General features: G+C 45.4%; 19 protein-coding genes and 1 tRNA gene. 14 read left to right on the forward strand and 6 right to left on the reverse strand.

The annotated features are described in order from the left end of the window. Positions 1 to 264: 264 nt before the first annotated feature. Positions 265 to 350 (reverse strand) — tRNA-Leu (locus AC0L6N_RS16150). A gap of 575 nt (positions 351 to 925) precedes the next feature. On the opposite strand from AC0L6N_RS16150, the gene AC0L6N_RS16155 reads away from it, so the two are divergent. Continuing rightward, on the forward strand, positions 926 to 1,432 hold the full coding sequence (locus AC0L6N_RS16155; protein WP_011576288.1) for an RDD family protein: 507 nt from the start codon (positions 926 to 928) through the stop codon (positions 1,430 to 1,432). 29 nt (positions 1,433 to 1,461) lie between these two features. Here the strand turns inward: AC0L6N_RS16155 and lptG are convergent, their stop codons facing one another. Both lptG and lptF read right to left on the reverse strand, forming a co-directional pair. After that, positions 1,462 to 2,523, reverse strand: a complete 1,062-nt coding sequence (lptG, locus tag AC0L6N_RS16160; protein ID WP_011576289.1) for an LPS export ABC transporter permease LptG — start codon at positions 2,521 to 2,523, stop codon at positions 1,462 to 1,464. Then, positions 2,520 to 3,626 carry an LPS export ABC transporter permease LptF gene (lptF, locus tag AC0L6N_RS16165; protein ID WP_473475973.1) on the reverse strand — a complete coding sequence of 369 codons (1,107 nt, stop codon included), beginning with the start codon at positions 3,624 to 3,626 and terminating at the stop codon, positions 2,520 to 2,522. Before lptF ends, lptG begins: the two co-directional genes overlap by 4 nt. A 287-nt stretch (positions 3,627 to 3,913) precedes the next feature. Between lptF and pepA the strand changes: the two genes are divergently transcribed. The 5 genes from pepA (at position 3,914) to AC0L6N_RS16190 (ending at position 12,226) form a co-directional block, all read left to right on the forward strand. Beyond that, positions 3,914 to 5,419, forward strand: a complete 1,506-nt coding sequence (gene pepA / locus AC0L6N_RS16170; RefSeq protein WP_006994216.1) for a leucyl aminopeptidase — start codon at positions 3,914 to 3,916, stop codon at positions 5,417 to 5,419. Between the two features lie 26 nt (positions 5,420 to 5,445). Next, positions 5,446 to 5,916 (forward strand): DNA polymerase III subunit chi, encoded by a 471-nt coding sequence (locus AC0L6N_RS16175; protein WP_011576291.1) that lies wholly within the window; start codon positions 5,446 to 5,448, stop codon positions 5,914 to 5,916. Positions 5,917 to 5,942: 26 nt separating this feature from the next. Then, positions 5,943 to 8,708, forward strand: a complete 2,766-nt coding sequence (locus AC0L6N_RS16180; RefSeq protein WP_011576292.1) for a valine--tRNA ligase — start codon at positions 5,943 to 5,945, stop codon at positions 8,706 to 8,708. A 364-nt stretch (positions 8,709 to 9,072) separates the two neighbouring features. Beyond that, complete coding sequence (locus tag AC0L6N_RS16185; protein ID WP_473475976.1) at positions 9,073 to 10,548, forward strand: bifunctional metallophosphatase/5'-nucleotidase; 1,476 nt, start codon at positions 9,073 to 9,075, stop codon at positions 10,546 to 10,548. Continuing rightward, positions 10,541 to 12,226, forward strand: a complete 1,686-nt coding sequence (locus tag AC0L6N_RS16190; protein ID WP_473475978.1) for a diguanylate cyclase — start codon at positions 10,541 to 10,543, stop codon at positions 12,224 to 12,226. The genes AC0L6N_RS16185 and AC0L6N_RS16190 overlap by 8 nt, the downstream gene beginning before the upstream one ends. Before the next feature lie 40 nt (positions 12,227 to 12,266). Here AC0L6N_RS16190 and AC0L6N_RS16195 read toward each other — a convergent pair whose 3' ends face one another. Beyond that, complete coding sequence (locus AC0L6N_RS16195) at positions 12,267 to 12,800, reverse strand: DUF3016 domain-containing protein (protein ID WP_473475980.1); 534 nt, start codon at positions 12,798 to 12,800, stop codon at positions 12,267 to 12,269. 422 nt (positions 12,801 to 13,222) lie between these two features. Then, positions 13,223 to 14,593 (reverse strand): DUF4397 domain-containing protein, encoded by a 1,371-nt coding sequence (locus AC0L6N_RS16200; protein ID WP_473475982.1) that lies wholly within the window; start codon positions 14,591 to 14,593, stop codon positions 13,223 to 13,225. Positions 14,594 to 14,843: 250 nt separating this feature from the next. Between AC0L6N_RS16200 and AC0L6N_RS16205 the strand changes: the two genes are divergently transcribed. From AC0L6N_RS16205 to AC0L6N_RS16240, 8 genes are all read left to right on the forward strand, one after another. Beyond that, complete coding sequence (locus tag AC0L6N_RS16205) at positions 14,844 to 15,722, forward strand: MipA/OmpV family protein (protein ID WP_473475983.1); 879 nt, start codon at positions 14,844 to 14,846, stop codon at positions 15,720 to 15,722. Positions 15,723 to 15,767: 45 nt separating this feature from the next. Continuing rightward, positions 15,768 to 16,142: a DUF3019 domain-containing protein gene (locus tag AC0L6N_RS16210; protein WP_473481361.1), complete on the forward strand. Its 375-nt coding sequence runs from the start codon at positions 15,768 to 15,770 to the stop codon at positions 16,140 to 16,142. Beyond that, on the forward strand, positions 16,142 to 16,840 hold the full coding sequence (locus AC0L6N_RS16215) for a response regulator (protein ID WP_011576299.1): 699 nt from the start codon (positions 16,142 to 16,144) through the stop codon (positions 16,838 to 16,840). Before AC0L6N_RS16210 ends, AC0L6N_RS16215 begins: the two co-directional genes overlap by 1 nt. 9 nt (positions 16,841 to 16,849) lie before the next feature. Further along, on the forward strand, positions 16,850 to 18,103 hold the full coding sequence (locus tag AC0L6N_RS16220) for an ATP-binding protein (RefSeq protein ID WP_473475985.1): 1,254 nt from the start codon (positions 16,850 to 16,852) through the stop codon (positions 18,101 to 18,103). A gap of 159 nt (positions 18,104 to 18,262) precedes the next feature. Then, positions 18,263 to 19,690 (forward strand): cytochrome c oxidase accessory protein CcoG, encoded by a 1,428-nt coding sequence (gene ccoG / locus AC0L6N_RS16225; RefSeq protein WP_473475987.1) that lies wholly within the window; start codon positions 18,263 to 18,265, stop codon positions 19,688 to 19,690. Continuing rightward, complete coding sequence (locus AC0L6N_RS16230) at positions 19,690 to 20,655, forward strand: serine/threonine protein kinase (RefSeq protein WP_473475989.1); 966 nt, start codon at positions 19,690 to 19,692, stop codon at positions 20,653 to 20,655. The genes ccoG and AC0L6N_RS16230 overlap by 1 nt, the downstream gene beginning before the upstream one ends. A 190-nt stretch (positions 20,656 to 20,845) precedes the next feature. Continuing rightward, a complete protein-coding gene (locus AC0L6N_RS16235) occupies positions 20,846 to 21,469 on the forward strand; it encodes a thiol:disulfide interchange protein DsbA/DsbL (RefSeq protein WP_006994201.1) in 624 nt (207 codons plus the stop codon). 331 nt (positions 21,470 to 21,800) lie between these two features. Continuing rightward, positions 21,801 to 23,255 (forward strand): GGDEF domain-containing protein, encoded by a 1,455-nt coding sequence (locus AC0L6N_RS16240; protein WP_473475990.1) that lies wholly within the window; start codon positions 21,801 to 21,803, stop codon positions 23,253 to 23,255. Here AC0L6N_RS16240 and ung read toward each other — a convergent pair. Beyond that, positions 23,239 to 23,907 (reverse strand): uracil-DNA glycosylase, encoded by a 669-nt coding sequence (ung, locus tag AC0L6N_RS16245; RefSeq protein WP_473475991.1) that lies wholly within the window; start codon positions 23,905 to 23,907, stop codon positions 23,239 to 23,241. The genes AC0L6N_RS16240 and ung overlap by 17 nt on opposite strands. Positions 23,908 to 23,920 lie beyond the last annotated feature (13 nt).

Consider the following 23,920-nt stretch of genomic DNA (forward strand, 5'->3'; position numbering starts at 1 on the left):
AACACGAATTCATGTAGAAAATTTTTACATTATTCCATGTGTAGCATATTGAAGCTACGAAGTTAATACTTTCAGCAAACAAAAAAGCTACTTAAAGTCGACTTATGTATCTCTGTAATTGGACAGTGGATAAGTAGTATTAGTGCGAGATCGCTGACATCGAACTTTGGCAAACACTTTAGCTCGGCGACTTCGTGGAGTTCAGACACAAAAAAACCGACTCAAGGTCGGCTTGTGTATCTCTTCGCGTAGACAACAAAGAGATGGTACCAGTGGGCGGACTCGAACCGCCACGCTTATTCAGCAACGGATTTTGAATCCGTCATGTCTACCAATTCCATCACACTGGCATTGATTAAAGAATTTACTTAGTTCAAAAAACTTTGCAAATCTTTGCAAGCAATTTTTAGCTTGTTAAAGTCAAAAGGTACTTACCTTTCAATGACTTGCCGGATAGTTGCTGCTAGACACGTTGACTTTTGAATCCGTCATGTCTACCAATTCCATCACACTGGCATTGATTAAAGAATTTACTTAGTTCAAAAAACTTTGCAAATCTTTGCAAGCAATTTTTAGCTTGTTAAAGTCAAAAGGTACTTACCTTTCAATGACTTGCCGGATAGTTGCTGCTAGACACGTTGACTTTTGAATCCGTCATGTCTACCAATTCCATCACACTGGCAAAGGTGCTTTCAGGTTGCCTGCAACCTTTAAGAGCGCCGCATTATAGCGATTTACCTGACGCGCGCAAGTGATTTTTTGCCTTACTGTTTTAATTGCTCAACTTATCATCAACTTTACCATTTTTGCTATCGTCCCTACCCTAACCCTCATTAACTATGCGAAACTATAAGTAAGTAACTATTGCCTTAAAACGCTTACTTTTTTGTATGCTGAATTTCGCTTCACCTGAGAGAACGCCCTTTTGACTTCTGAGCATTATTACCGCGCTGGTTTTTTTCGTCGCTTAGCCGCGATTATTTACGATATTTTAGTCGCTGTTGCTGTGGGTATGTGCGCCGCTATGGTGATGTTGGTGGCTATGTTGTTATTGGTTGAAAACAACGTGCTGGACAACCACGGCTACGAGCATTTCAGTGATTTGATTCAGCATGCGCCTGTTTATCAATACGTATTACAAGGTTGGGTTGGTGCTTGGGTTATCGCGTTCTTTTTATGGTTTTGGCGCAACGGCGGCCAAACGATTGGTATGCGCGCTTGGCGTCTGCGTATTGTGAGCACGAATGAAAACCCGTTAACTTATCCCCGCGCATTTTTACGCATGGTGACGTCATTCTTAGGTTTGGGTACCTTGTTGGTATTACTCGACTATAAACATAAGCAATCGCTGCAAGATCGCATTGCGGGTACCGAAGTGATTTGCTTAACGAAAGAGGCCAACCACCATCGCAGTTGGCGTCATCTGAATTAGCTATTTAGTCATGCTGACTGAAAGCGCCTCTAGCGGCGCAAAAGATGGATCGATATACCGGTAAATACCACACTTGGCAAAATAGCACCGATAAAAGGTGGTATGTGGTACACAGTACTTAATGAACCGAACACTTCATTACTGACGAAAAAGCCAAATCCCGTCAGCACCCCCATTATCACTCTGGCTCCCATGGTCACACTGCGCAGTGGCCCAAAAATAAACGACAAGGCCATCAATAACATGACCCCAACCGAAATCGGTTGCAGCACTTTACGCCATAATGCCAAACGGTATCGCTCAGAGTTTTGGCTGTTGTTCTCTAAGTAATTCACATAATCAATCAACCCACGGATGGACAGTGCTTCAGGCTTCACTGTGACCACACCTAATTTATCTGGCGTTAATGACGAAGCCCACGCCCCGTCAGCGGCATCTTGTACTTGAATGCGGTTATCCGAAAACTCAGTAGATTGAACATGGCTCAACTCCCATGTTTTGTCTTGATACGTAGCGCTTTCTGCGGTGGTAATTTGGCGCAAATACAATTCGTTATCGAACTCGTAAATACTCACATCCCGCAGAGTATCTTTATCAACCACTTCGCCGATACTCACGAAGTTATCACCATCTTTAGCCCACACTAATCTGTCAGATGAGAACAAACTACCGCCCGATATTGCTTGGGTGCGAATTTCTTTGGCTTTGGTCTCACTGACCGGGGCAACCCACTCGCCAATCACCATTACAAATAACACCATTAAAATGGCCGACTTCATGGCGGATATAATAATGTTCCAGCGACTTTGCCCTGCCGATTGCATCACTACCAATTCGCTGTTGCTGGCTAGAATACCCATGCCAATTAAGCCACCAATCAAAGTAGCCATAGGGAAAAACTGCTCAAGCTCACGGGGTAAACTTAAGAAGACGTAAACCGCGGCAACAGTCATATCGTAACTGCCTCTGCCAACACTTTTCATCTGTTCGATGAATTTGATCAATGCGCTTAGGCCAACCAATACACCTAAGCTCATGGCTGTGGTGCTGAGTAGCGTACGAGCGATGTACCAGTCGAGGATTTTAATCATGCTTTGTTCCCCCGCAATCGTGCTCGTATTCGCACGCCCACTGGCCGCCCTTTAAAGATCAGCGTCATACCAATGATACCTATGACAGCGTGCACCCACCATAAACCAAGCATCGGCGGTATTTTGCCATCTTCGAGCACTTTACGCCCGGCAAGCAACAATAAGAAGTAACCAAGATACAGCATGAGTGCTGGGAACATTTTACCAAAGCGCCCTTGTCGCGGGTCAGCAGCGCTTAAGGGCACAGCAATAATCACCAAGAAAAATAAGGATAATGGAATAGCAAAACGCCACTGCAATTCGGCTATAGCATCGATGGATGAGTCTTCAAACAATTGCATGGTGGTGTATGCGGATAGTTTACGCCGTTTTTGCTCTGCTTCTTGCTCTGCAATTTGAATTTGATACTCACCAAATTCGACTACGCGGTAATCCTTTTCACCGAGCGTACCTTCGTACTGAATACCATCGCCAAGCACTAGCGTTTCAGAGCCATCAGGCAGTTCACGCAAGCCGCCTTGTTTAGCGTAAACCAAGTGTACATTTTGGCTATCGGTGGTGGTATCGTGTTGTGCCATAAACACGCGTTTGAGCGGTTCACTGTCGTTACCGATTTCATGTACAAAAATCACTGCTTTTTCATTGGCGGTTTGTTGAAAACGCCCAGGAATTAATGTGGTTAAACCTGTATCTGCACCCGCTTGTTCTTCAAGTTGATATTCTCGCTCTACTGACAGGGGCGCTAACCATAATGTCATGGCTCCTGTTATCAAGGCCATGATCACAGCGAGCACTAGCATAACGCGAGTCACGTACCATTCACTGATACCGCACGCCCGCATCACAGTCATTTCGCTGTCTACGTACAAACGGCCATGAGCAAGCATGATCCCCAAAAATAAGCTCAGAGGTAAAATAAGCGAGGCCAATACTGGCATACTCAAGGCTAAGAAACCCAGAACTAGGCTAGCAGGTATGTCACCGTTTGAGGCTTCAGAGAGCACCCTAACAAATTTATTGGTAATAAAAATGGCCATCAAAACCAGAAAAACGGCAGTTTGGGATTTGACGGTTTCTTTAACTAAATAACGAAATATCAGCACGCAATATCCAACACAAAAGTGGTAATTTTAGTGGCAAGCTACAAAATTTTAAGTAAACTTAACGTTTTCACACGTTTCATTTGCAATGTGTGCCATTTTAAAGCGCTTGCCCGCACGTAATCTACAGATTATGTCTGGCTTGAGCTCTTCTTGCAATTGCAATGAAACGCTGTTTATAAAGATAACGCCGTAGCGCTTTGCACAACATCACAATAACAAATTCAAAAAGCTCAGTGTTACAACCAGTATGTAATGACAGATTAACAGTTTCGTGACGAGGATGCCCCGTGGAATTTAGTGTAAAAAGTGGAAGCCCAGAAAAACAACGTAGTGCCTGTATCGTAGTCGGTGTATTTGAACCACGCCGCTTAACCTCAGTGGCCGAACAACTAGACGAAATCAGTGGTGGCTACCTTAGCAACCTATTGCGCCGTGGAGATCTGGAAGGTAAACCGGGCCAAATGTTATTGTTACACCATGTACCTAACGTACTGAGCGAGCGTGTATTGTTGGTCGGTTGTGGTAAAGAGCGCGAGTTAGACGAACGCCAATACAAGCAAATCATCTCTAAAACCATTAAAACCTTAAATGAAACGGGTTCAATGGAAGCCGTATGTTTCTTATCAGAGCTTCACGTTAAAGGCCGTGATACCTACTGGCGTGTACGCCAAGCGGTTGAAGCGACGCAAGACTCTTTGTACACCTTCTTGCAGTTGAAAACCAAAAAAGGCGAGCCGCGCAGACCATTACGTAAAATGGTGTTTAATGTACCGACACGCCGCGAGCTGACTATTGGCGAGCGCGCAGTTGAACACGGTTTGGCCGTATCATTGGGTAGCAAGACCACCCGTGACGTAGCCAACATGCCACCCAACATCTGTAACCCTATGTACCTTTTCGAGCAAGCCAAAGCCCTTGAAGCTGAGTATGAAAATTTGCACGTTGATTCTGTCAACGAAAAGCAAATGGATGCCCTAGGCATGCACTCTTACCTTGCGGTAGGGCGTGGCTCAGTGAATGAATCCATTATGACCATCATGGAGCATAAAGGCGGCCCTGCTGATCAAGCCCCTATTGTGCTCGTCGGTAAAGGTTTGACCTTTGACTCAGGTGGTATTTCTATCAAGCCAGGCGAAGCCATGGACGAAATGAAATACGACATGGGCGGCGCAGCGGGTGTTTTAGGTGCCATGCATACCATCAGCGCACTTAACTTGCCGATAAACGTCGTAGGCATATTAGCTGGCTGTGAAAACATGCCTGATGCCAACGCGTATCGTCCTGGTGACATTTTAACCACCATGTCAGGTCAAACCGTTGAAGTGCTAAATACTGATGCCGAAGGCCGTTTGGTACTGTGCGATGCTTTAACTTATGTTGAACGCTTCGACCCAGAACTGGTTATTGATGTAGCCACCTTAACCGGTGCCTGCGTTATCGCCCTTGGTCATCATGCAACGGGTGTATTCAGTAATCACAACCCTCTTGCTCATGAGTTAGTAAATGCATCAGAGCAAAGTGGCGACAAAGCATGGCGCATGCCGCTGTGGGATGAATACCAAGACCAACTTGAAAGCCCATTCGCTGATATGACCAACTTAGGCGGTCGCCCAGCGGGCTCAATTACCGCTGCTTGTTTCTTGTCGCGCTTCACGCGTAAGTACAACTGGGCGCACATGGACATCGCAGGTACAGCTTGGGTTGGCGGTAAAGAAAAAGGCTCTACTGGTCGCCCTGTACCTATGCTATCTCAGTTCTTAATGAACCGAGCAGGCATTGAGTCAGAAGATTAGTCAGCCAATAATAAACGGATAACCTGATGTCAAAGGTCACGTTTTACCTGCTTGAGCAAGAAGCAGAAGCAACCAGCCAACAGCCAGCGCACCTTGCGCTGGCTTGTCAATTGGCGGCCCAGTGTTTTAGCAATAAACAGCGCTGTGTGGTGATGTGCCAAAGTCAGGCACAAGCAGAGCAATTCGATGAGCTATTATGGCAACTGCCTAACGATCGTTTTGTGCCCCACAACCTCACTGGTGAAGGCCCGCAGGCGGGCACACCTGTTGAAATTTGCTGGCAACGCCCAAGCCAATTTAATAAGCCAGTGCTGATTAATTTGGCTGACAACATGCCTGATTTTCATGGCAAATTTAGTCGAATTTATGATTTTGTACCCGCCGCAGATGCGCTAAAGCAGCAAGCACGTGAGCGCTATAAGCATTATCGCGCCGCCGGCCATCAACTAGATACGTTACCCAGCACTGAGTTACTCAACTCACTCGCTGGTCATTAGTCATCGCAATAACGAGACCCAACACCATGGATAAAACATTTAGCCCACAAAACATTGAACAGCAATGCTACCAAGCGTGGGAAGATAAAGGCTATTTTAAAGCCAGCGGCGAAGGCCAACCTTACTGCATATTACTACCGCCCCCCAACGTGACTGGCAGCTTACACATGGGCCATGGTTTTCAACAAACCATCATGGATACGCTAACTCGTTATCACCGTATGAAGGGTGACAATACCTTATGGCAATGCGGTACCGATCACGCGGGTATTGCCACGCAGATGGTGGTAGAACGTCAGTTAAACGCCCAAGGTAAAACCCGTCACGACTTAGGTCGTGAAGCGTTCGTTGAAAAAATTTGGGACTGGAAGAAAGAATCTGGTGGCAACATAACCCAACAGATGCGCCGTTTAGGTACGTCACCCGATTGGGATCGTGAAGTATTCACCATGGATGACGACTTATCGGAAGCCGTGAACGAAGTATTTGTTCGCTTGCACGAAGAAGGCCTGATTTACCGCGGCAAACGCTTAGTCAACTGGGATCCGGTATTGCACACTGCGGTATCAGATTTAGAAGTACTTAGCGAAGAAGAAAATGGCTTCATGTGGCATATGCGCTACCCATTAGCCGATGGCACAGGTGAGCTGATTGTCGCCACCACGCGCCCCGAAACCATGCTGGGTGACACAGCCGTTGCGGTTCACCCTGATGATGAGCGTTACCAAGGCTTTATCGGTAAGCAAATCAAGCTGCCGATTACAGGCCGTCTTATTCCGATCATCGCAGATGACTACGTTGAGCAAGACTTCGGTACTGGCTGCGTAAAAATTACCCCTGCCCATGATTTCAACGATTACGACATGGGTAAACGTCATAACCTAGAGATGATAAACATTCTCACCGATGACGCCAAAATTAACGATGTTGCCCCTGAGCAATACCGTGGCCTTGACCGCTTTGATGCACGTAAGCAAATCGTCGCTGATTTAGACGCTGCAGGCGTATTGGTTAAGATTGAAGACCACAAATTAAAAGTGCCCCGAGGCGATCGCTCTGGCTCGGTTATCGAACCTTATTTAACCGATCAGTGGTATGTGGCAGTTCAAGAGCTAGCGAAACCCGCAATTGATGCCGTGAAAAGTGGTGAGATTAAATTCGTTCCTGAAAACTGGGACAAAACCTATTACCAGTGGATGAACAACATTCAAGACTGGTGCATTTCACGCCAACTTTGGTGGGGTCATCGCATCCCTGCTTGGTATGACGAAAATGGCAAAATCTACGTTGGCCGCACAGAAGCTGAAGTACGCGAAAAGAACGGCCTTGATGCCAGCGTCACATTGCGCCAAGACGAAGACGTGTTAGATACGTGGTTCTCTTCTGCCCTATGGCCATTTGCTACTATGGGCTGGCCAAAGAAAACCCCAGAGCTTGATACTTTTGTACCTAGCGCCGTATTGGTCACCGGTTTTGATATTATTTTCTTCTGGGTAGCCAGAATGATCATGATGACCAAAAAATTCACTGGGCAGATTCCGTTTAAAGAAATTTATATCACCGGCCTTATCCGCGACGAGCAAGGCGATAAAATGTCTAAATCGAAAGGCAATGTTATCGACCCTATCGATTTGATTGACGGTATCAGTATTGATGACTTAGTCGCCAAGCGCACCTCAGGCATGATGCAACCTAAACTAGCCGCTAAAATCGAAAAGAATACCCGCAAGAGCTACCCAGAAGGCTTTGCTGCTTATGGCACCGATGCATTGCGCTTTACGTTTGCTGCGATGGCGTCTACCAGTCGCGACATCAGCTTTGATGTGAAGCGAGTTGAAGGCTATCGCAACTTCTGTAACAAGTTATGGAACGCATCGCGTTTTGTGATGATGAACGCTGAAGACCAAGACACTGGCGCAAATGGCGGCGACATGGAGCTTAGCCTAGCAGATAAGTGGATTTTGGCGCGCTTCCAGCAAACCTTAAAAGACTTTGAAGATGCCTTAACGGGTTATCGTTTCGATATTGCAGCGAACTTGGTGTACGAGTTCACTTGGAATCAATTCTGTGATTGGTACTTAGAGCTATCGAAGCCGGTACTTAACTCTGAAGTGAGCACTGACGCGCAAAAACGCGGTACCCGCCATACATTGGTCAATGTACTTGAAAGCATTTTGCGTTTAGCGCATCCGATTATGCCGTTTATCACAGAAGAGATATGGCAGAGGTTGGCGCCGCTATGTGGCATTCAAGCCGACAGCATCATGACTCAGCCATTCCCAGCGCAAAGCGAAGCGCTGCGCGACGAAGACACACTAGCCGAAATGGAGTGGATCAAAAGCGTGATTGTGGGCATTCGTAATATTCGCGGTGAAATGGATATCTCACCTAATAAACCGTTAAATGTGTTGCTTCGTAACGCCAGTGCTCAAGATTGGCAACGTTTGCAAAGCAGCCGTGAGTTTTTAGGGGCGCTAGCCAAACTTGAAAGCGTTGAATTGTTGCAGCCAGAAGAGGAAGCCCCTGCCAGTGCTACCGCGCTAGTAGGTGAGATGGAGATTCTTATTCCTATGGCTGGGCTAATAGATAAAGACGCAGAACTGGCCCGGATTAACCGTGCGTTAGCAAAAATTGAAGCTGACTTTGGCCGTACTCAAGGTAAATTGAGCAACGAAAAATTCGTTAGCAATGCACCACCAGCGGTCATTGATAAAGAAAAAGCCAAGCTTGATGACTTCACTATGCAAATGACGAAGTTGAAAGAGCAGAAACAAACCATTGAAAATTTGTAAGTAGTCCCCCCTGCGCAGGCCTACTTGCCTGCGCAGTTTATTGCCATCGATATCTATACGAGCAGTACACGTCATTTAACTCGCACACCTTGTAAAATCAGTGCGGGTGAATTTGTCGCCAAGCCTGGTGTGAAAAGTGCAGTGTGAAAAGTACGGTGTGAAAAGCCTCTTGTAACAAAAATTAATTAAGAAAAGAGATTTACGACAATAAACGAAAACATTTGGTATAAATTAGACTAATAGCTGACTATTGAATAACGTCAATATGTAATACTTGCTTGATACATTTCAGCTAGTTACACGCTTTTTTGATCTAGGGGACTGCAACATCAATCGGATACAATTTGTACTTTTGTGCATCAGCATGCTGACGTGTTTTTCTTATAAAGTCACCGCTGACGTGCCTAAAAGTGAGAATGTGACAATCATCTACGCATCTGACATGCCGGTTATAGGCTTAAAACATGTCGGAGGTTATCCTGAGCTCTCTAACGCGCTGCAATCGTATCGCAATCAAAAAGATACCAGCACGTTTTTTTTATTCGGTGGCAACAGTCTGGCGCCTAGTCCGCTTTCATCCCTAGACCGCGGCACACATATCATTGATATTCTTAATAGCCTAGAGCCCGACGTAATGTCTGTCACTAAGCGTGAATTTAGCTATTTTGAAGACGAATTGTCATTACGCTCCTACGAGGCGGCTTTTCCGCTGATATCCAGTAATGTTTATGACAAACGCAGTAAAGCCAATGTAGACGGACTACTCGATTACGTCATAGTCGAGCAAAAAGGGGTAAAGCTCGGCGTTATTTCTGTGCTAGATGATAGCGCTATCACTGACTATTTATTAAAGCAGATTGTCATTCGCGACCCACAGCAAATCATTACTGAAACATCCAGAACGTTGCGAGAAAAAGGCGCTGACATTGTCATCTTAATGTATTCCTACAGCTTTGCGTTTATAGATCAGCTATTGAACAAGCAGATTATCGACATATCAGTAACAACAACACCTGAGTCCACGATCATACCTGATGAAGTATTACCTCAACATCCTCACGCCGTTGTATTGAATTACCTGAATCACTTAGCTGAAATAAACTTAAATGTGCATACCGGCAAGAAACCTAAGCTCGACATAAGCTGGGTTAGCAAAAACCTATCGGAATTTTCCAAAGAACCCATAGTTGCTGGGCAAGTAAAGGGCTATACATCTCGCTTAAACCGCCTACTCGATCAACCCATCGCTAACGTTACACAAGCTTTTCAAACCAAAAGAAGCAGTGTACGCACCGAAGAGAATGCCTTTGCTAACGCCGTGGCTGATGCATTGAAATCCTTTGCCAATGCCGATATGGCACTGCTCAACGGTGGCATCATTCGTGGAAATCGCTCATACACCAAGGGGCAACAACTCACACGCCGTGAAATCGCTGAAGAATTACCCTTTCGCAGCAAATTGGCTGTATTAACAGTGACGGGTTTGCAGTTGAGAGCTGCGATTGAAAATGGGTTAAGTGAGATTGAAAATGTACGCGGCCGTTTTCCGCAGATTTCAGGTATCGAGGTTAAATACGATTCAAGTCAAAAAGCGGGGGAACGGGTTGTGTCTATCACGCTTGATGGTAAAGCGATTGTGCCAACCCGAGCCTACAAATTAGCCACCACAGACTACATGGCACAGGGCGGGGATGGCTATCAAGTACTCAGTGCTTGCCCTCAGATTACGCTGGGATATATGGAGCCGCCAATGGTGGTTGACGTGTTTATGGAAAGCATGAGAAACAGCAAAGAGTTAGGACCAAATTTAGATGAGCGACTGGTAGATATTCATGAGTAAACAACTCCCAGCTACCAGCAAACCGGGTAAAACGTTAAAGGCGCGTGTACCTCTTAGCAGCGTATTTGCAATAGCGTTCGTTAGTGTTTTCGCCATTTTTATCAGTGTGACTATATTAGCCCATTCACGCCTGAGTGATTTTCGTGAAATCCTCGATAACCTTGCGAATAAATCGTTGCCCAACGTAGTATTTTCAGAGCAAATAAACAACCACATCACTGCCCTTTCAGCCATCAGTGATGGCCTGAGTTATGCCAATTCTGAGGCAGCACTGCGTATTGCTGAACGGAATGTTAATGACAAGATGGAGCAGATTAGAACTGTTGCTGAGCGTCAAGGAGGCACCCAGTACCTTGAGTTTCACTTGAATGCGATTGAAAGTGAAATTCTAGAGTTAAAAACCATCGCGCTACACAGGATTAAGCTTGCCAAGCAACTTGCTGTGCAGCAAAAAGCCTTGTATGCGCTCAATAATAAAGTGGTTAAAATCACGACTGCCCCATCATTGTCGAAGAAGGATATTCAAGGTTTGCAAGATTGGCGTGCCGCATTGTATGAAGCTGTTGCCCTATCTAGCAATGCCGCCAATTTGACTCGATTACAAGCCATCCGCCAATCGTCCTTTGCGGCTCAAACCATCACTGATACTTTGTATAAAAACGCCAATGCGTTGCCTATTTCCTTGCGCCCTAGATTAATTAAGATCGTCGATGAATTCACCCATATCGCCCTACATGATCAGGGAATATTTCCGTTACAAATTAACCTGTTGCGCATATCAGGCCGGGTGACCGGGCGCGGCAACTTTGTGCATAGTTTGATCACCGATTACGCACGTTTACTCAACTTTAAGTCTTATCAATTGAGTGATTCCCTTATCACTCAAACAAGCAGAACCTCTAGCCGAATCAAAGAACAAATAGACAATGTGGGGCTGTACGTCATTGGCGCACTCATTTTACTGTTAGTCATTGTATTCTTTATTCAAAATCGCGTGGTTAGACGCTTAGTTCAGCTTAATATGGTGGTTCAAGACAGGGCCAACGGCTTTAGCAATACTACGCATATCTCAGGCAATGATGAAATATCTGACATTGCCGATACCATCGACTATTTTGCCACAACCATCGAGCAGCAAAAGCTCGCCTTACAAGAACTATCACTGTTAGATGGATTAACGGGTATCCCCAATCGCAGAGCGTTAGATGAACGATTAGAGCGTGAACTAAGGCTAGCGAACCGAGAAAAATGGTCCCTGTCGTTACTCATGATTGATGTGGATTATTTCAAACTTTACAATGACAATTATGGTCATGCAGCAGGCGACACAGCTTTGGTGGCGATTGCGCAATTGCTCGAAAGGTTCGCCCAACGCAGTGGTGACTTTGCCGCCAGATACGGCGGTGAAGAATTCGTATTTATTTTGCCTAATACAGATAAAGATGGTGCGATAAGCGTTGCCACGGCGCTACTAGAAGCCGTGCGTGATGCAAACCTTGAGCATAAATACAGTCCCAAAGAAGAACATTTGACCATCAGTATCGGCGTGTCAACCTGTCAACCGCAAGATCCGAAAGACGCAGACTATGTTCAACGTTTAGCGGATCACGCACTTTATTCAGCCAAACAAAGTGGCCGCGACCGGATGGTGCATTATTCGGATATTATCACCTCGTAGTATCGCGCAAAAAACGTCGCAAATCATGCGACGTTATAAATTAGTGAGTATTCTTTTTTGCGACTTCCTGGGGAAATTGCTCATCGAACCACATTCGTATCATGTTTTTCTCATAACGTAAGTTCTCAGACGCAAAAAACGGATTGTGGCGATTTTGAAAAGACATGTCTTTCAAGTTTTGCTCACCTTGCTGAATCACAGCGCCATCGGCCCCAAGCAACTCAAAGCTAAACGCGATACGCGGAATATCAATACTTTTAATCAGGCGCACATCGTTTGCCCCACTGCCCATACCCACAAACGAAGCGGGCCAAACCTGCCCTGCTAAATCTAAGTTCGTTACGTTCATCTTCAGGGTCTGGCCTTCAGGCAAGGTTTCAGCGAGCTCTGTAATATATTCGTCTAATTGTTTAAACGTGCGCTCTTTAAAGCGGGTACGCGACTCATTTGAAGGGCGCACATCTGTGTATTTCTCTGGGTCTTGCCACGTCACATCCACTTTGGCTTGGCTGTAGGCCTGCCCAGATAACATTAACGTAACGCCCGATAACAGGACGACAGCTAGATTTTTCATATTCATTCACCTTTTATGTGCAAATTTAAGATGCGCTTGAGCCATGTTGTATATAGCATATCGCATTTAATCAAAGTCTACCGCAAACGCGCTGAATACGGCCTGAACACTATTTCACACCTTTATTTAACACCTTTAAGCGACTTATATCGGCTACTCATAAGAACAACTCATGAGAGCGCTCTCTCTAATCTAAGCCTTTAAAAGTAACATGCATTAACAATAACATTAGGGCCAAAAGCGCTATTTCATCTTGGCTTATATTAAATAGACCGTATTGCGGCGAATAAATTCGCAGTACATCAGCCGCGTGCTATCAAAATATTTAGACTTCTGGCTATTGTCCCCATTGCTAGCTTCCAAAGGCAGATAACACGACTTCAATTACCAAATAGCGCTATTGCCTAACCACCGCTCATGTATTAGTGCAGTAGCACGATTTTATAGCCGCTGGGTGATAACGTTGATGCTTGAAGGCTAACAATGTAATTAACGTCTTGATCAATCTCCAGCATTTCACTTCGTGCGAGTAATAACGGGCTATTATTCTCATCGTTATGCACCATCACAATCTCGTACTGATCACTTTTTATAGTTAAGCGCGCAGAGTGTTCAAAGGCTAAATTTTGGGTGCGATATTTCGCCGTACTAATGGTTTCATTTTGGCGTACAAAGAAGACATCAAGGTCATCATAATCTGGGTTCACATTCACCACTTGGATGTCGTGTTCGACACTTTGCGGCAAGTTACTTTCTTCAAACGTCAGTGTGACTAACTGTTGCTCCTCATCTTGGTATATCACGATCGCATTGCTTCTGCCTTGGCTCAGGCTTAGCAAACGATTTGAGAATGCAAGATTATCATCGTCACTGACCTGACCCGACAATTGATAATCACCAAAAGCGATGCCTCGAAAATCACTCAAACCATTGGCAGCCACAGACACTTGTTGCTGATTATCCTGGCCACCCTTTACATCTACGATCACGTCTTTTTCTTCAAGACTATTGTAAATGCGATATTGCGCAGCCTCATCTGTTGAGGTGTATTTATTTACGGAAGAAGAGTTGATGACTAAGTCCATTTCGATATTATTCTTTATCGCTCCAGAGCTGGCACGAATGATCATTGTGTATTCAGTGGCGTAACTAAATGCAATGGCTGAACTTTCAAACACAGGGGTATCTTCACCGGGCAGGGTTAAATACACCTGATATTCTCCCTGGTTAAACGAACTCGTATCTTCGGTTTGCCATGAGTCAAATTGCTCAAGTTCGTCTGTTGACACGGTCGCCAACAAATGTGCATTCGCAAATGAGCTGCCATTCTCACCTAAGTACACATCATAGTCTTGGTCGCTCGTCAGTACTGATGTAGCAAATAAACGAAAACGTTTATCCAGTTCTGTACGTTCAATTTCATAGGTATTAAATATCGCCGCACTGTCTTTTGCGCTAAGCACCACCAGCATTTTATGACCCGTGCTCACTTTTACAGATAACTCTTCTAGGGTATGCGTAGTACCATCATTGTCTTTTTCAGTAAAGGTCAAATCAACGTCATTATCTTCAAGTGTGAGTACACTAGTCGCATCACCGTATACGGCAGAGCCGGCGCTACTGCTCTCATCAATACTGAGAAAAACAGAGCCACTTCCCCCAGAGCCGTTGTAAAACTGCAAGTAAGGCTTGTCATATTTTTTGCTGTCTTCTTTATCATCAGAGCCCCCACATGCGCCGAGTTGCCAAGTGAGAATGAAGATGAATAAACCGCGTAAACCAGTACCTAACATGGTGCATTTCCTTGATGTTATGAGCCAATGTCGCCCGTCTTAATTCGGGCCTATCGTGTTGGCTTAATATCCTAATCACACTGCGTGAGGTGTCTCGATCTTAATTGCGAGGATTTGTGAATAATTGTAACCCTGTGGTGAGCTTTACCCGCGGGTTTGCTAGGATGCATCAATAGAAAAGTTCGCAGTTTTTATGAACTTTTGATAATTATCTTATGATCAACGTTGTTTCGAAGTGTGGGTGTGGTAAATGGGTACAAACAGTATAAAAAAGCTAGGCGCAAAGTGCATTTTGCTATGCTTTTTTACCCTCGCAAAATACGCGTACGCAGACTGCAACTCGGCCCAATGCATCGAAACTGAGAAATGGCGAGTGGGAATAGCCCTCGGCGCTGGCGCAAAGACCAATCCACTCGTTGGCGGCGATGCTATCCCTCTCGTGCTCATCCCCGATATAGCCTACTACGGTGATAACGTTTATTTAGATAACGCCGAAGTCGGCTATCAATGGATACAAACCCCGACTTTTGCGCTAGACACCTTTTTCAGCGTTAACACCGAAAAAGCCTTTTTCACCTTTTGGCACCCCAGCAATGTACTTGGCGCTTCTGGTCATTTTTTGAGTAACGCTATTGGGCCATCAAATGCGTCTCCTTTTGATGATCGCCAAGTCTCAGTCGACGAAGTAAAAAGTCGAAAATGGGCGATAGATGCAGGCGTACGCTGGCATAAACGCAGCGCCCACTCCCAGTGGCGCATCGCGTTCAAAACAGATGCCTCAAACGTGCATCACGGGCATCAATTTGAAATTAGCTACCAACACCATTGGCCGCTAAACGAGTGGCAAGTTAGCTTAGCGCCAACTGTGATTTGGAAGAGCAGCAAATTAGTTGATTACTATTACGGTGTGGATCAGCAAGATAACGTGCTCCGTGATCTTTATTACGACGCTTCAGCGGGTTGGCAACCCAGCTTAGCGCTCAGCGCCAACAAGAAGATAAACCAACAATGGCAATGGCTTATCCGAACCAGTGTGACTTGGCTTCATTCAGGGATGACTAACAGCCCACTAGTAGATAAAAAATACACAAGTACGGTATTTATTGGTCTTGGGTACGTATTCAGATGACGCAGATAGTTTCAACTCATTCGTTGGAGCACGCATAATTTGAGAGTGCTGTTAGCCTGTTTAAGCATAGTTTTAGGGGACAAAGTACACGCTGTAGAGCATGACGTTAACTGGCAAATTCAGCCGATAGTGTGCGTCACTCAGCGCGTTGGCACACAGTGCCAGTTTACGCTCTCAGTTCAGGTACAAAACGAATACCAGCAGGAATACTGTGTGTATGTGGTTAAACTGTCACCACAACGGCTATTTTGCTCCAGCGAAACGGTTGTGCAAAAAGACTTAACCCTGACCATAGATGACAACACACGTTTATTATTAAAAGACGCATTGGGTGAAACCCTTCTTCAACAACCGTTAAGGGTGAAGTCGACCCGGCGCAGTACCCGTTTTCGGGTCAACAATCCTTGGAGCCTTTTCTAATGCCGCACATATTACTTGTTGAGGATGACGCGCGACTCAGCCAGCTTGTGAGTGAATACTTGAATCAACATGATTTCACTGTGACCAGTTTAAGTGACGGCACGGGTTTGCTTGATGAGATTAAACAACATTCGCCAGATTTGGTTGTGCTTGACGTTATGCTACCGGGGGATAATGGCTTTACGTTGTGCAAAAAAATTCGCCCTGAATATCAAGGGCCGCTGTTATTTATGACGGCAAAAAATAGCGATTTTGATCATGTACTCGGCCTTGAGATTGGCGCAGATGATTACGTTATGAAACCGGTCGAACCCCGGGTGCTGTTAGCGCGTATTCAAGCGCTGCTGAGACGAAGTAATACTATTAAAGCCCCAATTGAGAGAGCGACCCAACTGCGTTTTGGTCAGCTAACGCTTGATTATCTAGCACGCAAGGTGACCCTTAAAAACGAAGATGTGCCCCTAACCAGTCATGAATTCGATATGCTCTGGAAGTTAGCCGCAAATGCGTCCCAGCTAGTGGATCGCAACACACTGTACCGCGAGCTTATCGGCAGAGAATATGATGGTTTAGACCGCTCAGCGGATGTGCGCATTTCGCGTCTGCGTAAAAAACTGCAGGATGACCCTCGTCACCCTTATCGTATTAAAACCATCTGGGGAAAAGGGTTTTATTTCGTCGCTGACGCGTGGGAATAATCTTTCAGTATGGCTAGATTGTTTATCAGTTTGTACCTTTTTATTGTGTTAGCCATGATTGGCCTAAGTGCAGGGTTAGAACGCCTTTTCAGCCATCCCCCCCAAGGCCCAACAGGCCATGTTACGACGATAATGACCTTGTTGGACGCGGCCAAAAACAATCATGACAACTTACTTGCGTTGGCCCAAAGTACCGCACTGCCCCACACAGTTGTGCCCTACAACAGTATTGGTTGGAGCGCACAAAGCGCGGCTCAGCTCAAAAATAATAAAAGCGTTTTATTGTACGACGAGCAAATGGGTGAACAGCTGTATATCGCCCTTAATGAAAACGACTTGTTAGAGCTCAATATCACACGCCCGCAAACCAACAGCCAAACGCTCATGGTGTACAGCGGCATATTCTTCGTGTGTTTAGGGGCGTTAATCGCCCTTTGGCTATGGCCATTGTGGCGTGATTTAAGTGCCCTAAAACGCAGCGTGAGTCATGTTCAAGACGATGGCAGCCTAGTGGATAACCACATTGCTAGCACATCACACATCGCCCCCATTGCCCAAGCGCTTAACAACATGAGCCTAAAGGTAAAGAGTTTGCTGCAATCGCAACGAGAGCTATCTGGGGCTGTGGCTCATGAGTTTCGCACGCCGCTAGCGCGTTTAAAATTCGCGCTTGAAGCACGACCCGCGAGCAATTCTGAAAAATGGAATGCCATGTCTCTGGATGTGGAAGAGCTGGAAAGACTCGTGCAAGAGATGCTCGATTACGCCGGTAGTGATGTGCATATTCCTGAGCTTAACTTAGCTGAAATCCCGTTGAAGGAGCTTGTAGAGCAAGTGGTTGCCCATCTGCAAACTCTGCATTTGAAAGATCATCAGGTATGTATTTCTGGAGAGAACATACTGCTACTCGCAGATGATCATTTCGTACAAAGGGCGCTAGAAAACCTACTGGTGAATGCCAGTCGATATGCAAAGTCGCGCATTTCAATCAATGTCACCCAAGACCCAGACCATGTTTTGCTCAGCATAGAAGACGACGGGCCAGGTATTCCAAAAGACGTCCAAGAAAAGATATTTGATGCATTTTATCGCCCAGATGAAGCGCGCACGCGTGCGTCGGGCGGTGCGGGACTGGGCTTAGCCATTGTACGGCGTATTCAGCAGTGGCACCAAGGGGACTGCCAAGTACACAATTCAGCGCTGGGCGGCGCTGCATTTGTATTGCGCTACCCCCGCCACGACCGCCAATCACCAACGCCCTAACACGACCTTACGTTTCTCTATTATCAGCAGCACAACATCCTGATCTGTATCAACCTTTAACATAATCGATAACGCAAACTAGCGTAATGACAGCAAAAAAATGCTAATATGCGCCGCGATTATGTGCCTTAAGCATCTCGGTTCAGTCAAGGAGCAGCAATGAGTGACCGCATTCCCGTAAAAGATATTTCCCCGGTTCAGGTGCATCGCCCTGACAAAAGCAAACACAATGATCAGTACACACCTCGCAATCGAATCTATGTGAGAGCGGTTAAAGGTGCCCTAGAAAACTTCAGGCGCTTCTTTGGTTTAGTGTTTCTATCTATTTTTGCCATTCTGCCGTGGTTGCAATTTGAAGGTAGCCAAGCCATTTTGCTTGATATCGGCGCTCAGCGTTTTCAAATATTTGGCTTAACCCTATGGCCACAAGACTTAACGCTGCTAGCCTGGATATTCATTGTTGCCGCATTCGCCTTGTTTTTCGTTACGACGTTTGCTGGTCGTGTATGGTGTGGCTTTATGTGCCCGCAAACCACATGGACCTTCATCTATATTTGGTTTGAAGAAAAAATTGAAGGCAGTCGTAACAAGCGCATCAAATTAGATGAGCGCAAGATGGACACAGACAAGTTTATCCGCAAAACCTTGAAGCACATTGCTTGGGTGAGTGTTGCGCTGCTTACATCCCTCACTTTCGTTGGCTATTTTACGCCTATCGACGCCTTATTCGTCGACTTCTTTACTTTTTCCTCAAGCTTTTGGGCAACCGTATGTGTGCTATTTTTCGCAGTTTGTACCTATGGTAACGCCGCATACATGCGTGAAATCATGTGTACCCACATTTGCCCTTACGCACGTTTTCAAAGCGCCATGTTCGACAAAGACACCTTCACAGTGGCTTATGATGCACAGCGCGGGGAACAACGCGGCCCACGTTCGCGCAAGGCCACTCGTGAGCAAAATGCTGCCAAAGGCTTAGGTGACTGTGTTGATTGTAACTTGTGTGTGCAAGTGTGCCCCACAGGTATCGATATCCGTAACGGTCTGCAATACGAGTGCATCAACTGTGGCGCCTGTGTTGACGCTTGTAACGGTGTAATGGACAAAATGAATTACCCGAAAGGGCTTATCAGTTTTACGTCTGAAACTCAGTTAGCGGGCGGTCAAACTAAAATATTTCGCCCGAAACTCATGGGTTATGCCGTTGTTTTAGTCTTAATGAGTGCCTTACTGGTCTTTGAACTGTTAAGCCGAGTACCATTGGAAGTCGACATTATTCGAGATCGTAACGCACTTTATCGTGAAACTAACGACGGCCTAATAGAAAACGTATACACCCTTAAAATACTCAATAAATCACAGCATACTCAACATTTTGATATTGCAGTGAATGGTCTTGAAGGCCACAGATATATAGGGGAACAAAGTGTCACGGTAATGGGCGGTGAGGTATATAACCTGCCAATCAGTATTGCAATCGACCCGTACCAATTAGAAGATCCTGTGACGGCCTTTAGCTTTACCATTCGTGCTCAAGAAGACGAGGACGCCGTTATCGAGCAAACCTCTAAGTTCTTGTATCGTTGATGAGTACATTTAATTTTAGCGAGCTAACGCCAGACCTTATCTTAGATGCCATCGAATCTGAAGGCGTATTAGTAGAATCCGGTTTGCTCGCTCTCAACAGCTATGAAAATCGCGTTTATCAGTTTGTTGGCCAAGATAGTAAGCGTTACGTGGCAAAGTTTTATCGGCCCCAGCGCTGGAGTGAAGCACAACTAAACGAAGAGCATAGCTTCTCGTTAGAACTCGCTGAACATGAAGTGCCTGTCGTCGCGCCCCTCGTGATCAACGGCAAGAGCCTACATTTATACCAAGACTATCATTTTGCACTTTTCCCCTCCGTCGGTGGGCGTCAATTTGAAGTTGATAATTTGGATCAGCTTGAGTGGATGGGCCGTTTTATTGGGCGTATTCACCAAGTGGCTAAATCACGTTTATTCACCCACAGACCAACCATTAGTATTGATGATTATTTGGTGAAGTCAGTGGCTGAGTTACAAAATAGTCAGCTTATTCCATCAAGCTTACACGAAGCGTTTTTCACTATTTTAGAGCAAGTGGTCGCGCTGACTAGTGAGCGTTACCACACAAGCGACATGATGCGTTTACATGGTGATTGTCATCCAGGTAATATCCTGTGGCGCGATGGACCTACCTTTGTGGATTTAGACGATTGCCGTAATGGCCCAGCTGTACAAGATTTGTGGATGATGCTATCAGGCGATCGTCAAGCTCAATCGCTTCAGTTAAGCACCATAGTCGAGGCCTACGATGAGTTTTGTGAGTTTAACCCCAGACAGTTAAGCCTAATTGAACCTCTACGTGCTATGCGTATGGTGCATTACATGGCGTGGTTGCATAGACGTTGGCAAGACCCTGCGTTTCCTCAAGCGTTTGCTTGGTTCGCTGAGCCCAAGTATTGGGAACAACAAATACTCGCGCTTAAAGAGCAGTTCTCCGCTTTGCAGGAAACTGAACTTCGTATTTAAGCTTATTCAGATTCTGTTAATCGCCAGCGCAATAAGATAAATTTTCTTTTAATACCAACTCCGTAAAATAATTAGCCACTCAGCGAAAATTTAATGGAATTGGTATAACTGGTTACAAAGTGCAGTCGGCATTTTATGTTAGCTATGCTAATCTGCCCCGAGTTATTTTTACTAAAGAGATGAATTAACAATGAAAAAAATCATACTTGCTTTTTTTATTGCGGTATTAGTGCCGCTTCAAGCATGCGCCCAAGAAACGTGGAAAGAAGGTGAGCATTACACCATCATCAACGAAACCGCCACTGACAAACCTGTCATCAATGAATTCTTCTCTTACTGGTGTCCACATTGTTTTCAGTTCGAACCCATCGCTAAAAAGATCCAAGAGAAAATGGGTGACGATGTGAAATTCGAAAAAGTACACGTGAACTTCATGGGCTTTACCAGCGGTGAAACCCAAGACGATGCCAGTCGTGCCCTTATGGTTGCTCGCGCATTGAAGAAAGAAGATTCTCTAAGTACCGCTATTTTCCGTTACATTCATGTACAGAAATCACCTATCACCAACATCAAAGATTTAAAAAATATCTTTATGGTAAACGGTGTAGAAGAAGCGGATTTCGATAAGCTTGTGAGTAGCTTTGGCGTCAACAGCATGTTGAAAAAGAACAATAAGCTCGTTCAGGAATACCGCAGTCACCTGCGTGGGGTACCTAACTTCATCGTTAACGGTAAATACCAAGCTAAGTTTACCCGTGATATGAACAACGACGACATTGTTAATTTGATTGTCTGGTTGTCGAAACAAAAATAATTCTCACGACATAATCTTGTCAGCGCATGCTGACTAAAAAGCCCCAAAAGCACTTGCTGTTTTAGGGGCTTTTTTTTATGACCATTTATTAACGTGAATTCTCATTTCAAACCGGTAAATTAAAACACCTTACACAGTGCTATGCTTAGCGTTGAGCGGTATTTCCCTTTTAAAAAAGGGTGACAGGGAACCTCATTGTGTCAATATAATACTACTTGTGCGCTTTGAAATTCGCTGTGCGATATTCACTATGTATCGGTCAGTACTTTACAAACCCTGATTAGGTTAGGTTGAATTATTCATTCCACTGAAAGCCGAAGGTAAACCATTTATGCCTGAGTATGCGTCAGATAACGTTCTACCTTCTCGTTGGTATCGTGCTGTCGCGTTTGTCGCGTTATGGTTAATTGTTTGGCTGCTAGCACAATTGATGGAATACACCGCCCACGCAAGTGTGTGGTTTCCCGTGTCAGGCTTAACCTACGCAGCTCTATTAATTATCGGTATCAGGGCAATTATACCGCTTATGCTGTGCGCAGTGATAGTGACCATACTGACTTGCATCCAGTATTCCCTCCCGCTAAATCCCCCCCAGATGATACAAGCGGGTCTTTTGTTCGGTTTGGCCCATATTTTACCTTACTGGTTGAGTGCATATCTATTTGCTTGGGTAGCCCGTCAAGACAAACTCAGTACACCTGGGCTGATTATCCTGTATATCATTCACACCGGCGTAGGGTCACTTGTTACGACTATGCTGGTGATCTTCAGCTTGATATACAGCAATATGATGACTGCGTCTGAAATAGGCCAAGCATGGTTACCCTTTTGGATCGGAGATTATGTGGGTGTGTTGGTATTAGCGCCGCTTTTTGGTGCTTTACTTAGTCGATATTTCTCACATGAGCGCTTTGATCTCGAACAATATCTAAGCCCAAATCAAACTACAACCAGCTCCGAGTACCCGCATAAAATTATCGTCGTCACCTTACTCGTCATATTAACCACTTTGCTCAATCAGTACTCAGGTCAACAAGCGAGTGCCTTTGCTATTTTCCTGCTCGTGCTGCCGCATATGTGGATAGCATGCACGGAAAGCGCACTGTTCAACCTACTCAGCTTAACTTACAGCTGCGTTATCATCGCGCTATTCGTCAACATTTTTGGACTAAATGAATTCGCCTTAATCTATCAATTTGCCATTGTGATCGTTGCTTCCAATGCCCTATTCGGTATTGCTGTACCCGCATTGATGGCACACAACGAAAAACTGCAAGCTATCGTCACCACTGATGCACTAACCCAAGCTGCGTCGCGTCAACATTTTATGCAACAAGCTGAACGAGCAGTAAATCGCAGCCAAAATGACGAGGTGCCGTTGTCACTTATCATGTTTGACATGGATAACTTCAAAAAAGTGAATGACACCTTTGGCCATAGTGCTGGCGACAAGGCCTTGCAGAAGGTTTGCCGGGCGGCGCAACTGTCCTTGCGCCCCACAGACTTACTAGGGCGTTTCGGCGGCGATGAGTTCGTGGCGCTACTGCCAGATTCAACCATTAACGATGCTCAGCAAGTAGCACAGCGGATTTTGAGCAATGTTAACGCCGCCGAAGTCGCTCCGGGTCAGCCGATAGAATGTAGTTTTGGTGTCGCACAGCTTAAACGCAATCAGAACTTCACAGAGCTATTTAACGTAGCCGATAGCGCGTTGTATAAAGCCAAACAAAGAGGTCGAAATACAGTCGTTAATGAAGATGGAGTGGAGCTTAAATCTGCCAGTTGATAGGCGTACGTCCGCTGTCGAGCAAGATTTGATTGGTTTGAGCGAAATGCCCACATTCGAAAAAGCCACGATAAGCAGATAATGGGGATGGGTGCGCAGCGGTTAAAATATGGTGCTTTGATGCATCAATAAGCCCTGCCTTTTTCTGGGCATGACTGCCCCACAACAGAAATACCACGTCTTGAGCATGCTCATTGATAAGTGCAATCACTTTGTCGGTGAATCTCTCCCAGCCAATCTTGGCATGCGAATGGGCTTTACCTTGCTCAACGGTGAGCACGGTATTAAGCAAAAATACACCTTGCTCAGCCCAAGCTTGCAAACAGCCATGCTCAGGCACAACAAAATCAGGAAAATCGTGCTGCAGTGCTTTGTACATGTTTTTCAAAGAAGGGGGTGTTTTCACGCCTTTTTGTACTGAAAAGCTCAAACCATGGGCCTGATTAGGCCCGTGGTAAGGGTCTTGCCCAAGAATAACCACTTTGATTTGATTAAACTCGGTGCAACTAAAGGCATTAAATACGTCTTTAGCGCCGGGATAAACCACTTTACCGTTCGCTCGTTCGCTCGCGATAAAGTTCATCATGTCGGTGAAGTAAGCTTTCTGCTTTTCTTCACCGAGTAGCGTGTGCCATGTTGCGGCTTGCGTCATTTACCCAGCCTTA

The sequence above is a fragment of the Paraglaciecola sp. G1-13 genome (assembly GCF_055809255.1).